Below are 18,238 nucleotides of genomic sequence, written 5' to 3'. Positions count from 1 at the left end.
TCCTATCCGATTACTTTCTTAAAAACAATCTCAATTCGATCCGCAGAAACAATCTTGGATATTGATTTCCAATGGCCCTCCGATTGTTTTTCCCATCTTTTTAATTCACGCTTCTTTTCAGCCTTATAAAGACGAATTAAAGCTTGTATCAATATTTCTTCTTGGTCTATCGGGACATATTGATTCCCTGACTTTTTCAGCCAGCTTTCTACTCGGTTGACAGCCATTTTTAAATCCTTGACAACAAACCTGCCATTTCTTTCTTCTGTCAAGAAAGCCAAACCACCTTCTACAAATACTTGTTGTTTTCGCAGTCTCTCACGCTCGGCTTCTGCGTTTTGCTTTTCCAATTCCTCCTTTTCCAACTGCCGTTGTAAAAACAATTCTATCTCTTGGATGGGAACTTCATGCAAACTGCCATCAGGGCAAATCGCCGCTGCCGCGTTGTACTTAGCCAAGGCAGCCTTTCTATCTCCGCGCTGATCACACGCCCTTGCCTCTTGGATAAGAGTGTCATACCTCTTCCTATTTTCTTGCCGTTCGAGTTCTTCCCGCTTCCTCTCCACCTCTTGCTTTCTTAGGTGCTCGATTGCCTCAAAACGGGCCTTTTGTCTCTGTCCCTTTTCTTGGATTTCCTCTTCCGATAACAATCTCAACCGGACAAACCCCATCAAATAGAATGCATCCTTAGTGATGGCAATCTTCCGGGACTTCGCTGATGGTCGATCATTAAAGTAGCCTCTATTCCTACCCTGACTCCGAATCTCATCTATCGAGAAATCACCAAATTGCCAATCTCCCGTTATAGAATGGAAACCGGAACCGGCAGCCATCTTCAATATACAGGAAGAAGAAGACCGGAAGTCCGAACCTGATCTTATTTCATTCAGGCTGTCTAAAATGGAATCCACTCGATCCGTCCGATAGGTGTTAAAGAACTCTATTTCCTTATCCAAATAGGCCCTCGTATGGACATTGATACATTGGAACAGGTTGGAGACATCCAATAAACGCCGTTTATCATCCACCTTAAAATAAGATACATCTTCAAGATCGCTCCTATAAAAAAGATCGAACAGCTTATCGGACAATAGCATCACGCCATCCGCCCTTTGCCCGGGCATCAAAGCCTCGTATATCGTGTTAAATCCGGAGGGCTTATAGGCAGAAGTGGTCTCGGCCCAACTATGTTTCCAACCGCCTTCAAAAGAACCGGGCTTTTCACCACTCCTTAAATTGAATATTTTAGTATTAACCAAACCCGTTTTCTCAAATTCCACATCCGAGAACTTAAGGAAACGCATAAATTCATCTCCTTTATCCGATTCTCCAAAAACGATTTTTTCTTTTTTCTCAGTAGGATCCTTTAATTCTTTGAACAAAACGGACCGTATTGCCCCCTTCAAAGAGCTTCCGGGTATAACCGGCTTTCCCGACAGCTCATTTTTGATAAACGCTTTTATATCGTTTGCAGAATAAAAGGTCATATCAAACACCGCATCCGAAACGCGATCCAGCTTATTCCTCAACAACCTTAACACACCCTGTTTGTCCCTTTTCTCAAATAAAGGGAGCAACCGTTCTACATCCACACCCGAATCAGGCTGGAACAAACGGCGGAGATTCAGTTTGTAAATTTTATTTTCGGACTCCACGAAATCAAGACCGTTGACCCAATCCTTCTCCGCGCCGCCACCAATACTGACCGGCGTGACGATCTCTATCTCTATCGGATATTTCTTATTCAGTTCTTCCATAAGCTAAAATCTTATCGGTACAAAAATAGCCTTTCCGTTCCGCCATATCGGATGTTCTACTCTATCCAATCCCTTTACATGAGGATTCAAATCGACAAGGGTCCCTTTACAGAAAGGAACAACTGTTCCTTCTTTATGAAACACAGATGCCGGTGTAAATGCATATATTACATTCTTACGCATTGTCAGATTGGGCGGAGTGGTAATCCATCCCCCACGCCGGACAAAATCATACGCGACATTCTCACCGCCAATCATTTGAGCCAACTCCTCTTTGTTTTCCGGAATAAACAGAGACAAAGCGACTACGTTATCCGCACTGTCCGGACATTCCAACTCCAATGTATCCGTTTCATAGATAAAGCTACCGTTCCCAACATTCCGGTCTGTGCCCAACCCTTGATGCTGCAACAATTCCAACCCCTTATCCAGCAGAGAGGTATCACCTTGTGCCAAGAAATACAAACCGGAATAATCTCTGTAATAAACACGATCCATATAAAAAGGAACGGCATCTTCTTCTCCTGTACGCGAAACCGTCACCCTTGGCAAGACTTCAGACACGATGAACTTTTCAGGAATAGGTTGGGACGCCAGAAACTCATCCCGCAGATCATCAATGACAGACTTGTCTCCCAACAGAGCTTTTCCCTGTATCATCCGCTCAAAATAATTCCTATCCAACCATGCCACCTTTTTAATCTTCTTGGCATACCGGATATCATCCAAGGGCAATGTATTCTTCAAAGGTTTCGGAAAAAAATAAACGGCTTCCGCCTGCCTGTCCTTCTGATAAAAAGGGAACAAGGAACTTATCGTACATCCCAAATCGCCACTTTCCGGAATCGGGATTCCCAGCATCGCCAGACAAGATGTCACCGCCGCATACAACGTATCGGATTGGATCGTTTTCATGCTGACACTATAATCCAACCGGTTATCTCCAATATGCAACGGAGATGTAAAATGCAATTTATAAACCGTAAAAGAAGACATACGATCGATCTTTTAATTTGATTCCGATTTAGGGAAAACCGTTTCAATCGTTCTGGGGCTGAACCTTACTTGTCCATATCCACGACTGCCATTGCCTCCCAAATAGTCATTTTCCAACGCCTTGATACCTTCGTCCAACAGATCAAGCAACTCCTCTTTCTTGTCATCATCCCACACATTGATGATGAACTCAACATGAAAAAAGGCACCGGCAGGGACACGTTCTATCTGACGAGGATGTTCAGCCGTTCCCTTGACCCGATCGATGGTATTTTCCCATTTGCCTTCCGTGTATGGCATATCCAGACTGTCGCAGTTCTCTAACTCCTTGACGGATGACTCCAATAGATAGGCATCCCGGACGATCAACTTGGAGGGTCTGTTCTCAGAGGAATAGCCAAACAAATTATTTACTTTGCCACACCCTCCTACTTTGGATGAACCATTCATTTGTTCCAACAGACAACGCATTTTCCCTTTCAATGAACTACCCGGGATATAAGGCTGTCCACGATGCAAAGGCGATTTGATCACCGGCAAATCAATGCCTCCGATTTCCACGTTATCACTGTTGCCTCCAATATGCAATCCGGTAAGCAGTTCCAAATCTGCTGTCACTTTTATTTTTGATATCAGTCTTTCCATATCTTTATCTGTTATTTTCCACCATAAAATTTGTGGTACGCCACAATCGCTTCAAAAATCTTCAAAAAGTTATTGAAATCACTCTTTGCATTAACCTTATCTTCCAAGCGGATAGCATCTATACCCTTAGATATTTCGTCTCCGAATTCTTTGATTCTTGTCTTATTTCCATCCCTGCCGACCGCATAGGCCAACATGGGTTTCAACATAATAATACCGTTCTTCTTGTGGGGGAAATCAGAATCGATACGCCGTAACTCCCCAAAGAATTTCCTTAGCTGCGAAGTAGTCAAAGCCCCCTTTACACCCTTTACATCTTTAGTCAAATATTCCCCAAAAGATTTAGCCCATTCCACGGCTTCATTGGATATTCCATTCTGAATCCAATCCTTTTTCATTTTATCGTTCGGATATGCCATACTATATATTTTTTAGTTCCTATTTTTCAAATCTTATTTCCAACTCCGCCCACCGGGCAGAAACAGCGATCAGTTCGTATGTTCTTTTATCACACAAGATGCATGCGAGTTCTTTGCAAAAAGCAGCCACCCGGTCGCTTTTTCCATTGGCAAACCGTGTCAGATAATAGGCTGTATGCCAAAGATAGCTATACTCACCCCGTTTCATCTCACCATAAAAATCCATCAACCTATGCAGGATCGAAACGGGCATCTCTTTCCCTTTGCACAAATCAACAAGCCTGTTTTTATAGCCCTCTACAAAATCGAACTCCTCCTCCCAAGATATATTCTCACCGAAAAGATTCAGGGCATTCTTCTTTCCTCCCTGAAATTTCTTGGCTGCATCTTCCGCATCCCCGGCAAGTTCGGCAGCCTTGGCTATCGGGAACTTACGATCCACAACCACCATACCGCCGGAAATCGTCACATCCTTGCGTCCGGCAAACCGGGTGAACTCTCTCCTGACATCACGCGCGAACAAGAGCAGCTGATCCCAGCGCCCGATGGCAAACACATCATCACCACCGGCATACAGGATATTGACGTCCGCCTCATAGCGTTTACGAATCACATTCAGGTAGCCGCTAAAGAAATAATCCAGCATAAAAGACAAGGTCGAATAGGCGGCAAAACTCCTGTCCTGTTCAGGAAGTCCTTCTATGAATATCCGCCCCAAATTATCGACATCCATCCTTAGGATTCCCAAATAAGAACCGGAGGCCAACTCTTCAAACGTTTTCAGGCTATCACCCGATTTCGCCTGCTCATTCCCGCCATAAAACTGAAAACCATAACTGACCTGCTGCCCTTTCAACCGGGCAGCCAAAAAGTTTGTCTGATTGATCCGCTTCACCCGATTCACATCGGCAGAGGTAATCTTGCGGAAATGCGCATCATCATCAGTCAGCTCTTTCTGGTCAAAGAAGTAGCTGTGCACACCAACTACCGAAATATCGAATTTCGAACGGTTCGCCAGATAATCCGCCCCTCCGGCCGATTTATGGGTCAGTATGTAATCGGCATCTTTCAGTATATTTCCCAAATCAATCTGTTCCTTGACCGATGGCAAAACATAGACCGGGTTTCCCTGTTTTGGATCAACCGGCACACAACTCGCGGATTCTATTCCTGTCACGGCACAAATCCGACCTTCGGGATCTACGGTTTGAGGGACAAAAACGCGGTCATAATCAGCCAGCAAAACCGAACTGAATTTGCGGTTTTTCCGCTCTGCCAATTTATCCGACAGCCGTTTCCACAAAGCGCCCAAGGAATGCCTGTGCCCCTCGAAATACAACTGCCCGGAATCCGTTTCATACGCGAAAGCGACAGCATCCCAATTGAACAACAAACTGCCTTTATGCTGTTCCCACAAAAAACGCTCAAACTCTTTCCCCAATTCCTCCAAAGCCTCTTTCACCTTTCTCGTATTGGGCAAGAGCATAAAGAATTTACCTCCGGAGGAGTAGACAATATGGCCGACCGTCACCTCCAAACGGTTGATGATCCGCTGGATGATGGAATCTATCAGCAATTGCAAATAGAAAGAACGCCCTTTCAAACTGACGGCAGCCTTTTGAGAAGAAATGTTGTATATGAATCTCTGTATGCCGGAAATATCTCCCCCGACCAACAGCACCGGACAAACGCCCGGTTTCAAATCCAGCCGGTAACGGGAAGGATTCCAAGAAAAATCATCCGGGTTTTCTTGCTTGTAAAGCCATAAACAATCGGCAAACGAGGCTGTCGTCTTCAAATGTTCGAACAAACTCACGTTGGCCATATCCATCGTGTTGGACGGTATGCACCACGTATATTTCCTCAACAAATAAATCAGGCTTTCCGAAAAAGCGCTGAACGTGTCTGTCGGAAGCGACCCGAACTCTTCGGCGAACTTTTCCCACAAAAGCGCGTAACTTGCCTCGCCAAGCCCATCTTCCTTTTGCTTGACCTCGCGAGGAAACAGATCCTTTTCCAGCGTCAGAAAGTTCAATGGAAATGCATATTGATAATCTCCATCAAACAATTGGTTGAAAATGGAATACAAGGGAATTTGTTTATAGCGACCTTTTCCCCACTTAATCGGTTCGGCGTCATCGACATCCTCCTTCTCCCTCGGTTCGCGCCGATCTATGCCCGCGCTCCACCAATCGGCCAATGTTATCAAAGCCTGCTGTTCCGTACGCGGGACATGATGGTTGCACGCCAACCTAGCCAACGAATCATCCACCTCGTCATAAAACAGATTCTGCTTCATGCCCGGAACCTCCATCAACTTACGACCCAACCGTTCGAACAATTCGTTTGTCCAAACGACATGCTGATAACCAAACCGTCCATACTCATTTACAGGGCAGATCAACCCGGCCATCCGTTTCGAAGAATCCGACAGCGTATTATACCGATCCGAAAAGCCTCGGTCCGCCCGCTGGTAGAACTTCCCTATGTCGTGTAGCAAGGCTGCCAAATAAACGCGTTCTCTACAATTTTCCATAATCCATTAGACTTAGAGCTATAACTGACTACAAATCTAAGCATTATAAAAAGAAAAATCAAGTTTTTTTCCGAAAATACGCATGTAAAATTCCATTTCCCAAGCTCACCCCCTTGCCTAGCCCGATATTTTCAGGTAGGGAGACATTGGTCTTGAAACGGATGTTGAACGCCATCATCCGCACTCCTTTGTAGGTGATCCAATAGGGATTCTCTACCTCCAAGATCTTGCACGTCAAACGGGCATCGAAATAGATACCCACCCCCTTGGCGAACGAAAGGATGTTGCCGATCAACTTCTTCTCCAAGAAGTCATAACGCTCGGCAAGTCCCTCCAATCGCTGATAGAGCCGGTAATTATCTTCATTGAAGGGCAACCAGCGATGCAGGAGATAGGTGAAGGAGGATTCCCAAGGTTGAACCAGTACTTGCTGAGGCCGGATCGACTCGATCTCCATCTTTACCATCCGATCGCCTATCTGAAAACAAAAATCACCTGCCGAGAACAGTTCGCCGATCGCCTCCGTTCCCTCTTCCAAGCTGACAATGGCAGCTTTACCAAAGAGGCGTTTGTATTGGATCAATGGATAAGAATAGCGAAAGTTGTCGTTCACATGATTATGAAACAAGACCGAGGCTTCCGGCAACTTACTTAACACGGCTCCCCTGAACAATTCCACCTCATTGTTTTGTAACGGGTTGCTGAATCTGACACAAAGTATTTTTATTTTTCTCATTGTCTTCTTTTGTCCTTTCTTGTCTTTCCATGATACATCCAAAAGCGACCGGTCAACCGGACACTTAGAAACCTACTGATTTATAGATCCGTGCAAATCTAAACAAAAAATCACTATCTGGCAACACCCCGCTCTACTACCTTCGCTTCCGTAAGTCTGCTACTTATCAGGCTACAAACACGACCGTGACGAAGAGCCAAGAAAGCTTATGCTTGCGCCCACACCTCTAAAATGATCCGCGGAAACTTCTTTGTCAGGGGGGGCTAAGTCTCTGGAATCCATCTCGCGTTCCATTGACTTGGCGCCGTATCTCAATGGTTTTCCGGTCGGGTCTCAATAAGAAACGAATGGGGAGAGTAGGGCGCAAAGGGCGCATCTTTACGAGCCTTTATAAAAACTTTTATATATATATAAATTTACATCGTACTTACACAGTAAGATGAATATTTATATATATATATATTTTTAGCGGAGGTCTTGTTTTTGCGCCCTTTGCGCCCTGCTCCTGTTTAGGGAGGCGGCGTTGTTTCCGTCTTATTCTTTTGATTCTTAGTGTTTTCGGGTTTCCCAGGGTCGCTGTTCTCCTTCTCCTGCTCAGGGCGCAAAAAATTGGCTTTTACCTGTTCCGACGTGATCTCCGTGATCTCAAAAAGCCGTTTTTCCGGCGATTTCGTGAGCAAAAAAGCCTGTTTTTTCAGTACCTCGCTCGATGTAAGTACACGGAAACGCGTCGGTGCGATACGTAAAAACGCTCTTGTTTTCGCCTTAATTTCGATCTGTATAAGATACCGTGGTGTGTCGAGACGCTCCGGTTTGCGGAAGTAGGTGACATTGTGAGGATAAGTTCCAATATAATGAGTCTTAATCCTTATTCTAATGGAATTACTTTTCTGATTGCGTTAAGGTCACTGGTGAAGCGAAAAGAATGTCTGTCTTAATCCTTATTCTAATGGAATTACTTTTCTGATACGTGTTTCATCCTTCAAAAGAGGTGCGCAAACCTCGTCTTAATCCTTATTCTAATGGAATTACTTTTCTGATAACCGCTAATCTTCTCGACAAGTATAGGCGGGCGTAGTCTTAATCCTTATTCTAATGGAATTACTTTTCTGATATTTGCAATGGCCGCGCCTATCTTTGGAATGTCCAGTCTTAATCCTTATTCTAATGGAATTACTTCTCTGATGACGACGAAAAACGTTCCGTTGGAAACAATGGCTATTGTCTTAATCCTTATTCTAATGGAATTACTTCTCTGATTGGTATCATGCAGGACTCAGGGAAACCTGTCGTACTGAGTCTTAATCCTTATTCTAATGGAATTACTTCTCTGATGAAAACGTTTTCTTTATTAGTCGAGGAGTATGAATAAGTCTTAATCCTTATTCTAATGGAATTACTTCTCTGATTGTTTCAGCCACAATATAAAGTTTAAAGTCCTCAAGTCTTAATCCTTATTCTAATGGAATTACTTCTCTGATAAGCTATGGAAATGTGGATAGCTAGAGATAGGAATAGTCTTAATCCTTATTCTAATGGAATTACTTCTCTGATACTTTTTGATGTGTAATGAATCTTTATACCTGTAAGCGGTCTTAATCCTTATTCTAATGGAATTACTTCTCTGATCCGTTAAACGTATGTCAAAATACGTTTGTAGTGCCTGGTCTTAATCCTTATTCTAATGGAATTACTTCTCTGATTGTGTGTGATACTATTCACATGTATTGAGTTTAGAAAAGGTCTTAATCCTTATTCTAATGGAATTACTTCTCTGATTTAAATAAGGAAATTCTCTTTATGAAGAATTTATCCAGTCTTAATCCTTATTCTAATGGAATTACTTCTCTGATGGGTAAAAAAGTTAAAGGAAGAAGTATCTCGCCTGCTGTCTTAATCCTTATTCTAATGGAATTACTTCTCTGATCGTCCAATGGCAAGGACGTTGAGCGGGATTCTGCCGGTGGTCTTAATCCTTATTCTAATGGAATTACTTCTCTGATGGTTTTGTTTCTCCGTAAACCGTCTATGAATGTCCGGTCTTAATCCTTATTCTAATGGAATTACTTCTCTGATTAGAAATGAAAACGTTTATTATGCTTGTGGCAGGAGTCTTAATCCTTATTCTAATGGAATTACTTCTCTGATAACGGGTAAAAGAACTAAAAGAACAAGTATCTCGCGTCTTAATCCTTATTCTAATGGAATTACTTCTCTGATTGCTAGGCGAGATAGCAGCCATTGAGGCTGAAAACACGTCTTAATCCTTATTCTAATGGAATTACTTCTCTGATAAAGTCGAAAGCTATCGAAGCAATGAAACGAAATTGTCTTAATCCTTATTCTAATGGAATTACTTCTCTGATCTTTTTAACCCTCTACAGTACCTGTCTTTGGACAGGAGTCTTAATCCTTATTCTAATGGAATTACTTCTCTGATTGCGTTGTAATCTGGTTGGTCGTTTCATGCGCTAAGGGTCTTAATCCTTATTCTAATGGAATTACTTCTCTGATATATTGATAACATATTCAGCCATCACAATTGCAAGAACTGTCTTAATCCTTATTCTAATGGAATTACTTCTCTGATACTGGAGCAGCAGGAAAGGACAGTCAACGAATGGTTAAAGTCTTAATCCTTATTCTAATGGAATTACTTCTCTGATACGGTAAAAGAACTAAAACAAGAAATATCTCGCCTTCTGTCTTAATCCTTATTCTAATGGAATTACTTCTCTGATAGTAAAACAACTGAAAGAACAAGTATCTCGCCTGCTGTCTTAATCCTTATTCTAATGGAATTACTTCTCTGATAGAGTAAAAAAATTAAAACAAGAAATATCTCGCCTAGCGTCTTAATCCTTATTCTAATGGAATTACTTCTCTGATTAATGTTGAGTTTCATATGTCATCTCACTATTCTAGGTCTTAATCCTTATTCTAATGGAATTACTTCTCTGATGAGAGAAAGGATTCGTATGTTGGCCAAGAGGCCGAGTCTTAATCCTTATTCTAATGGAATTACTTCTCTGATAGGAGAACAGGAATGGGAACGGTGAAAGAATTAAAAGTCTTAATCCTTATTCTAATGGAATTACTTCTCTGATGGGTCGCAACCTGACCATGCTAAGAACCTGGCATGGTGTCTTAATCCTTATTCTAATGGAATTACTTTTCTGATTTTAAAATATTTTAAAGAATATCAGAGAGTAATGGAAGTCTTAATCCTTATTCTAATGGAATTACTTTTCTGATAACCAACTAAAGCAAGAAATATCTCGCCTTCTAGGGTCTTAATCCTTATTCTAATGGAATTACTTTTCTGATACCAAAATTCTTAAATCTCTATATTTCAAATCTATACCTTATAGACTCATATACATTCACTTGTTAATTCACAAATATTAACCCGTTTCTAAGAGACTGCAAAGATAGTGCTTTTTTCAATAAGTCAAAGAGCGATTTAAGCGAAAAAGACTCAAAAGAACAACGTATTCTTATTGCGCATGATGATATCCAACGCGATCTTTTGGCCGATTATCTTCATCGAGCGAAGATAATCCGGGGAGATAGGGACAATCAAGATGCTATCCTTGTTCTCGTAAGCCGCTTGGACTTCCGTTAAGTCACTACGAATATGATCGTATTCCTCCATTCCCAAATCCGCCAAGAAGATAGAACGCTGTATACGTACACAACCTTTGCGCAGCAAGTATTTGGCCACTTGATAGCGAACCTTATTGCTCTCTATGTCATACATCACGAAAAACAACATATTCGAAGAGGGCCTGTCAGCCCGATTAACGATTCCTAATACCATTTCTATCCGCTCATCCAATGTGGGCATCTCCTCCAGCTCATTCGGTTGCCGATTGGGAACTGATGAGCCGGAAATTCCCGCATGAACCAACTTGCGCATCACCTCTGCAAATGAAAGCGGAGGCTTTCCTCCTTTCTTCCTTGCCATAGGTCAATGGTTGTTGATAAAGTCTCGAACCAAATCCGTCATCAACTCATTCAGCTCCGCGTTTGTCCCGGAACGGGGAGAACGAACGACCGAGAAACCTCTCTTCCCGAAAAACAAATTCACCTCGGCCTGCTTCAGTCCCATCACGAAGCGGATCTTCTTTCCATACTGAATGTTGATCACTTCCGAGACAGCCACCCCTGTCTCTTCCACGTATGGTTTCAGCTTCAACATGATCTCATCCAGTTCTTTCGGCACGAAGACGGGTGCCTTCTCCTTGGGGGCTTTCGGATTGAGTAATTGCTTGATCCGATCCATCGCCTCCTTGTCCGGATCCGAAGAACCAATCCCTTCATCCCGTTTAGGAGAGGATGCGGCACTCTCCTTGAGCATTTGCTCCTGCTTTCTCTTCAACTCGAACAACGCGCTGGGGCTATCTACGTCCAAGAACGCTCTCATATTTACCAAATCCGCATCCGGATTATAGTAGGCCTCCGGATCCATGCTGATGAAGCATGCCCTTGTCACGTCGCTCGTCCGCTTATCGACCACCTGTTGCAAGGCGTATTGCTCGCTGAAGCTCATCAAGAATGATTTATAGAACAGGGAATACACCCCACTATCATAGCAACGTTCGCTCAGCTTGAACAAGATCTTCAACCCGTCCTCACCCGGAGAGACGAAAGCCAAGACCACTCGAGAGTCTTCCTCTATCCGCCTGCGAGTCTCTTGTACAGACAGCCCCTTGCCGGACAAATGATCGATGTCGACCATGAAATACTCCGTATAGGCGAAGTTCTCCGTCTTGCGATAAGGGGGATTGAACATCCCACATACCAGGTAAGGGAGTTGACGTTTCAACGCACCGTATTGCTTCTCGTCGATCTCCCTGACAATCCGCAGTTGCCGGATTGCCGAGACGATGTTCGGACGAGGATTACGCAACGAGTCGTACACGGATTTAACGGGCACCTTGTGCAACTGATCCGCGTTCGCGATAATGTTTATACCTGCGGAAATCATGATCAATTATATTTTTTCCATTGTTGCGCAAGCTCTTGCGCATAAAGCGTTATTTGATTCAATCGGCTTCTCGAGACACCCTTTACCGCTACGACCTCGTCCAAGTAGTCATTCAAGGACTGGATCAGCACACGGCGTCCCAATGCCTCTAACCAATAAGAGCCGTCTTCCCTTACCAAGTAATACTCATCGGTTACCACCCGCTGCATCAGCAAGAGGCAAACCACATAATCCACCCATATCCGATACAGCTCTATTACATCGTAGACCAAGACCGGACGATTGTAGTCATCTCTGTGCATCACCCCGATATAAGGATCAATGCCTGCCTTGATCAAGGCTCCCTCGATTTTTCCGTACAGCAGCCCGTAACCATAGTTCAACAGGGCATTGGCTATATCCATCGCGGGATGTTGGCTTCTACCCGCGAAACGGTACTCCTCAGGCAGGAACAAATTCAAGGTCTCAAAATAGATCTTCGAGGAAAGCCCTTCCCAGCCCCGCAAGGAAGGAGCCACATCGGTCACGATCTCTCCATCGACACTCCTTATCTTTGTCCGATAATCCTCTAAGCGATCAATGGATTTACGCACTTTCTTCTCTATCTCCACCGATCGGGGAATCATCAGCAACAATAAGGCTTGCTGGTTCTCTATCTTCCTTAAGATGATCTCCTTGATCCACGAGACGGCATCCTTGGTAAAGGTAAAGCTCAATTGCCCTTTCCGGATCGTCGATACGGATCCATACTTCGGACTCCAAATCCGTCCCATCGGCTGTCCGCTCCGATCCATGAACAAGACCTCGATCTCCCTCTCTATGGCAAGCAGTACGGCATCGCTCGTTATCTGCGCGCCGCGACTGATCTGGATCGAGGTGATACCGATTGCCGGAATCCGTTGTTTCCCGTCTTCCGAAAGGATAACAAAGCCTTCGTTATCACGACTGAGTGATATTCCGAACGTGTTCAACACTAATTCCATACTCATTTGATTTTATCTTTTATCATGCGGGCAAAGCACTCCGCACGATAAAACGTGGTTTATCGCAAATGTACACATTATTTTGTTTTTATTTCTAAAAATCACATCTTTAAGGCCAAATATTTATACATATAAAATTATGGATTAGGGGCTGTCGTAGGCAAAGGCTTGCCCGAGTGGTTGGTTCAGGGGCAGCCGGATGTGTGTTATGTATCATCCCGTTTCCCTTATTTTATAGCTGGCTTATATTTGCGATAATAATTGCTTGGAATCTGTTTGTTATCATTTAGATATTCAACGCTCCGATCAACTCCGTTACCGATTTAAAACCATGCCGGTCACAATAGTCATTCAATCCATCAATAACCTTGATAGATACGGTTGGATCTATAAAGTTATAAGTTCCGATCTGGATAGCGCTAGCCCCTGCTAACAGGAACTCTACGGCATCTTTCCAATTTGAAATACCTCCCAAACCTATAATCGGGATCTTCACCGCATGATAGGTTTGCCATACCATACGTAAAGCCACAGGTTTTACGCAAGGCCCGGAAAGACCTCCGGTTATTGTAGATAATAGGGGCTTACGTCTCTCCGCGTCGATGGCCATCCCAAGCATCGTGTTGATTAACGAGACTGCGTCCGCGCCCTCCGCCTCAACAGCCTTGGCGATCTCCGTAATATCAGTGACGTTTGGTGAAAGTTTTACAATAAGTGTCTTCGGATAAACCTTGCGGACGGCCTTGACAACCTCTCCCGCGCCACATGCGGTAACACCGAAAGCCATGCCGCCTTGCTTGACGTTCGGACAAGAAATGTTCAGCTCGATGGCTGGAATCTTATCCAGCTCAGCGATCTTTTCCGCACATTCTACGTATGTCTCAACCGAAGATCCACTCACGTTTACGATCATATTCGTATCGATGTCCTTGATCTCCGGATAAATATGCTCAGCGAAATAATCGGCGCCCTTATTCTGAAGCCCCACGGCATTCAACATGCCGGAGGGAGTCTCCGCCATTCTTGGATAATCATTACCTTCACGGGGCTGGATGGTAGTACCTTTCACGAAAATACCACCTAAACGTGAAATATCCATGAAATCAGCATATTCTATACCATATCCGAACGTGCCGGACGCTGTCATTACCGGATTCTTCAACGGTAAATTCCCAATGTTTACATTTAATTCAGCCATGACAATTTCTCAATATTAAATACGGGACCTTCTGCACACACACACACATTATGACCTTCCTTGTTTTTCTCTACGCAGCACAAACAGGCACCTATGCCACAAGCCATCGTGTTCTCAAGAGAAACCTCGCAGGAAATCGCTTCCGCGCCCGCGTATCTCGCTACCGCCACCATCATCGGTTTAGGGCCACAAGTGTAAATCCGGTCAAATCGGACCTCTTTAAGGATCGTATGATCTGTCACATATCCTTTCTCGCCCAATGAACCGTCTTCGGTTGTGATATAAACCTTACCCAATCTCCGGAATTCATCCAACTGCAACACATCACTCTCCGAGCGGGCTCCCAGCAGGAACGCAGGCTCAAAACCTGCTTCTTTTAGACAAGCTCCCAGATACAACATCGGAGCGGTTCCAACACCTCCGCCAATCAGCAAGAATCTTTTGCCCTCCTGTTCCTTGGAAGGAATTGTAAAACCATTACCCAATGGCAACATTATATTTACAATATCACCGGGATGGAACGCTGCCATTTTCCTCGTGCCATCGCCAACCAGTTGAATCAATAACCACAACTCATTTCTAGACTTATCTACATAGTTGACTGAAATCGGACGACGCAAGAATGTTGTAGGAGAGTTTTCCACGCGAACCTCCACAAACTGTCCGGGAAAGATCTCCGGGAGATTATCAGCCGAGGTTAACTTTAGCAGGCAATAATTCTTATGGAGGCGACAGTTTTCGGTCACCTTCATGTCTAAGATGTACTTCTTCATATACATGATTACTCTGTTTATCCGCGAAGATACAACAAAAGTGGCATATAGGTTATAACCCCCCTCTGTAAACCTTTTCGTTCTAACTTTTTTCCGGGACAAAGGTATCAAACGTGTTATCTGAGTAAAATATCATTATTTTACTCACATTTTTAGATGGTTTTTCTTGACGTATAACTTGCTCTACAACAGATTGTTTATGGGTGTTTACAGGTGTCTCAACCCCAATTTCCTTGCGATTTTCAGCGGCAACCTGTACATTGGGGCGATTTTCGAGCATATTTGTAAACAAATTGGGTTCGGTTAACACATGTTCTCGAATCATTTCACCTTTACCAAACAACAGCCAGTCGGAATCAATATAAGTGAACCGTTCCAATATCTTTAACAGGACATCCAAACTCGGATTATTTCTCCCAGATGTAATATGTGACATTGCTGAACGCTGTATACCGATCGATTCAGCAAATTTAGAAGGGGTAAGTCCTTCATGTTCCATTATTTTTAAAATACGATCTCTCATATTCATATCTATCTTAAATCCTTACTAGAATCCTGCCATTATGACCGTTTACCAAGATAATTATCGATAAAGTAAACTCGACACAAAGGTAAATCAATATTTCCATTTGCACAATTTATTTTTATAAAACTAAATAGAAACATTTGTGACGATACGATACAATTGTACTAAGTATAAATGTGAACAGTGTCTGACACGGGGGAGTTCGCGCATTTAGCAGAACTTTAAACCATTGGAATATTTTATTGATATATAGATATATAAATCCATAATCAAGGCGTGATTCAAGGGAATTTTTACGTTTGTAGACAGAAAAAACCTGTTTAGTTAAAGTAAACGATTAATATTTTATATAAAAAAACTGGCTGTTTAGAACTTATGATAGAGCGTACGTGGATAGAAAAATAGATACTAATTCATGATTTAGATCAGTAACGTAAACCTTGTACATTTGTGACATGCATAAATAGATTACAGTAGTAAACTAAATCTGTAATCCATTCAACAATTTTTAGGGCAGATATGATTGTAAACCTCTTTTTCTATGTTACATTTATATACATAATGAATCTCCTCCATTACTTTTACTGCCAACTTGTCTCTTTTTCCTCAATCTGATAATGAAGATAATGTACAGCTGATACGATTATAATTTTAAGTGCAGATTCCTTGTGATTTTTGAGGAGAAAGATACGTGATCAAATAAATTTTGAAATCTCAGCGAGATAAAATAGGCGTAATTAATTGATAAATAAACAAAAAGACCTCTTTTTCCAGTTTGAATTTTTTATCATTCTAGAAAAAAAGGCCCTTTACCCTCCCATTAAGACTATGACTTCTGTTTAATGTAAAATCTTGTAAAGTAATTCTATTAATAAATCCGCATCAGTTGCTGAAGAGTTTTCCACGCCCTTGGATCTTGCATCCGTCGTTCGGATATCACTGATCAAATTAAAGACTTTCATCGCTGAATAATTTTTCATGCCCAAGAGATAGTCCCGGACTTGATAAGTTCCCCGCAAACCAAGCGCGGTCATCAATCCTGATTCCGATCGATCCTTCGTATAATAACAAATCAGCAGGTTCGAGAAATAGTTAAATAGTACAGGAAGTGTCATCTGTATCGGATTACTTTTAGGATTTTTCTCAAAATACTGAGCGATCCGGTTTGCCTTTAGTACATCTTTCAGGGCAAGTGCCTTTATCAACTCAAAGTTATTGTATTCTTTACTAACCCCGATGTTTTGCTCTATCAATTCCGGTGTGACGCGTTTTGAGGCTTTTTCAGCCAAGATAATCGTCAGCTTATCTAATTCCTTATTGAGACGGTTTAAATCGTTTCCAAGGAAATCAGAGAGCATTTGAGCGGCTTTTGGATCGATACCGATAGAACGCTGTTGCATCAAAGAGGTGATAAAGCCCGGCATTTTATAATCCGGAATCTTTTTCGACTCATATAAAATGCCATTTTTATCGGTTGCGGCCGCCAACGCACGACGGCGATCTAAAGTCTTATATTTGTAATTTATGACCAATATAGTTGACGACAAAGGGTTCTTCACATAATTGCTCAGCAGCTCTATATCTCTCACTAGTTGAGCCTCTCGTACAACAATCAATTGATATTCGGACATCATCGGAAAACGACGTGCCGCGTTGATAATAGAAATAGCATCCGTATCCGCGCCATACAGAATAATCTGATTGAAATCTCTCTCAGATTCCTCCAGTACGTTTTTTATTAACAAATCGGTTATTTGATCGATGAAGAAAGGCTCTTCACCCATTAACACGTAAACGGGCTGAAACTTTCTAGCCGCTATATCCCTACAAATCTCCTCGAAAGTAATTTCTTTTTTTGCCATGAATTATGCGGTTTTGCTATTACCAACTAAAGCGGATGTGACGGATCGTCTTCTTTCCATCCAGAATCTGTTGAAGAGCTTCAATCCCCAACATGACTTGTTCTCCTACAAATTGCTGGGTTACTTTTCGGTCACTCGCTTCTGTTTTTACGCCATCCTCCTCCAATGGTTTATCCGATATCATTAGCAATGCGCCCGTAGGTATCTGGTTGGCGAAACCGGCGGTCAGCAAGGTCGCGGTTTCCATATCGATACCGGTGGCATGCGTACTGCGAAGATATGCCTTGAAATCATTATCGTATTCCCAAACCCTGCGATTTGTCGTGTAAACCGTACCCGTCCAATAATCTTTTCCATGATCGCGTATGGCGGAAGATATGGCACGAAGCATTGAAAAAGCGGGTAATGAAGGTACCTCGGGCGGTAAATACTCATTCGACGTTCCCTCGCCCCGGATCGCCGCTATTGGCAATACATAGTCCCCTAATACGTTTGCCCTTTTCAATCCCCCACATTTACCGAGGAAAAGAACAGCTTTGGGCATAATCGCTGATAATAAATCCATGATCGTAGCAGCGTTCGCACTACCCATTCCAAAATTGATGATGGTAATCCCTTCAGCCGAAGCATTGGGCATCGAGCTTTTCAATCCCAAGATCGGGACATTAAAATGATCCGCGAATATCTCGACATACTTAGTGAAGTTCGTGAGTAATATGTGCTTGGTGAAGTCTTCTAGCTTTCGCTCGGTATAACGAGGCAGCCAATTTTCCACGATTTCTTGTTTTGTTCTCATAAATAACTACCTTTGAGGTGC

General features: G+C 42.8%; 14 protein-coding genes and 1 CRISPR repeat array. All 14 genes read right to left on the bottom strand.

Annotation, left to right across the window (positions count from 1 at the left end):
- Positions 1–2 precede the first annotated feature (2 nt).
- A complete protein-coding gene (gene csm5, locus G7Y39_RS04440; RefSeq protein WP_165155464.1) occupies positions 3–1,757 on the bottom strand; it encodes a type III-A CRISPR-associated RAMP protein Csm5 in 1,755 nt (584 codons plus the stop codon).
- A 3-nt stretch (positions 1,758–1,760) separates the two neighbouring features.
- Positions 1,761–2,753 carry a type III-A CRISPR-associated RAMP protein Csm4 gene (csm4, locus tag G7Y39_RS04435; RefSeq protein WP_165155462.1) on the bottom strand — a complete coding sequence of 331 codons (993 nt, stop codon included), beginning with the start codon at positions 2,751–2,753 and terminating at the stop codon, positions 1,761–1,763.
- Between the two features lie 12 nt (positions 2,754–2,765).
- Positions 2,766–3,398 (bottom strand): type III-A CRISPR-associated RAMP protein Csm3, encoded by a 633-nt coding sequence (csm3, locus tag G7Y39_RS04430; RefSeq protein ID WP_165155460.1) that lies wholly within the window; start codon positions 3,396–3,398, stop codon positions 2,766–2,768.
- An 11-nt stretch (positions 3,399–3,409) separates the two neighbouring features.
- Positions 3,410–3,817 (bottom strand): type III-A CRISPR-associated protein Csm2, encoded by a 408-nt coding sequence (gene csm2 / locus G7Y39_RS04425; RefSeq protein WP_165155458.1) that lies wholly within the window; start codon positions 3,815–3,817, stop codon positions 3,410–3,412.
- A gap of 19 nt (positions 3,818–3,836) precedes the next feature.
- Positions 3,837–6,353 (bottom strand): type III-A CRISPR-associated protein Cas10/Csm1, encoded by a 2,517-nt coding sequence (gene cas10 / locus G7Y39_RS04420; protein WP_165155456.1) that lies wholly within the window; start codon positions 6,351–6,353, stop codon positions 3,837–3,839.
- Between the two features lie 58 nt (positions 6,354–6,411).
- Positions 6,412–7,089, bottom strand: a complete 678-nt coding sequence (locus G7Y39_RS04415; protein ID WP_165155454.1) for a CRISPR-associated endonuclease Cas6 — start codon at positions 7,087–7,089, stop codon at positions 6,412–6,414.
- An 858-nt stretch (positions 7,090–7,947) separates the two neighbouring features.
- Positions 7,948–10,416: direct repeats of the CRISPR family, unit length 37 nt; unit sequence GTCTTAATCCTTATTCTAATGGAATTACTTCTCTGAT.
- Positions 10,417–10,567: 151 nt separating this feature from the next.
- Entirely contained in the window at positions 10,568–11,056 is a 489-nt protein-coding gene (gene cas2 / locus G7Y39_RS04410; protein WP_165155452.1) for a CRISPR-associated endonuclease Cas2, read from the bottom strand.
- Between the two features lie 3 nt (positions 11,057–11,059).
- Positions 11,060–12,079 carry a CRISPR-associated primase-polymerase type B gene (locus tag G7Y39_RS04405; RefSeq protein WP_165155450.1) on the bottom strand — a complete coding sequence of 340 codons (1,020 nt, stop codon included), beginning with the start codon at positions 12,077–12,079 and terminating at the stop codon, positions 11,060–11,062.
- 2 nt (positions 12,080–12,081) lie between these two features.
- Entirely contained in the window at positions 12,082–13,062 is a 981-nt protein-coding gene (cas1, locus tag G7Y39_RS04400; protein WP_165155500.1) for a CRISPR-associated endonuclease Cas1, read from the bottom strand.
- Between the two features lie 286 nt (positions 13,063–13,348).
- Entirely contained in the window at positions 13,349–14,260 is a 912-nt protein-coding gene (locus G7Y39_RS04395) for a dihydroorotate dehydrogenase (protein WP_165155448.1), read from the bottom strand.
- Positions 14,248–15,033 (bottom strand): dihydroorotate dehydrogenase electron transfer subunit, encoded by a 786-nt coding sequence (locus G7Y39_RS04390; protein WP_165155498.1) that lies wholly within the window; start codon positions 15,031–15,033, stop codon positions 14,248–14,250. Before G7Y39_RS04390 ends, G7Y39_RS04395 begins: the two co-directional genes overlap by 13 nt.
- Before the next feature lie 82 nt (positions 15,034–15,115).
- The gene (locus tag G7Y39_RS04385; protein WP_165155446.1) at positions 15,116–15,556 is read right to left on the bottom strand and encodes a helix-turn-helix domain-containing protein; all 441 of its coding nucleotides are present in this window, start codon (positions 15,554–15,556) and stop codon (positions 15,116–15,118) included.
- Positions 15,557–16,398: 842 nt separating this feature from the next.
- Positions 16,399–17,421: a DNA polymerase III subunit delta gene (gene holA, locus G7Y39_RS04380; RefSeq protein ID WP_165155444.1), complete on the bottom strand. Its 1,023-nt coding sequence runs from the start codon at positions 17,419–17,421 to the stop codon at positions 16,399–16,401.
- A gap of 19 nt (positions 17,422–17,440) precedes the next feature.
- A complete protein-coding gene (locus tag G7Y39_RS04375) occupies positions 17,441–18,217 on the bottom strand; it encodes an AMP nucleosidase (protein ID WP_165155442.1) in 777 nt (258 codons plus the stop codon).
- Positions 18,218–18,238 lie beyond the last annotated feature (21 nt).

This window comes from Parabacteroides sp. ZJ-118 (assembly GCF_011038785.1).
Taxonomy (GTDB): Bacteria; Bacteroidota; Bacteroidia; order Bacteroidales; family Tannerellaceae; genus Parabacteroides.
This window is presented reverse-complemented; position numbering and strand designations above follow the sequence as displayed.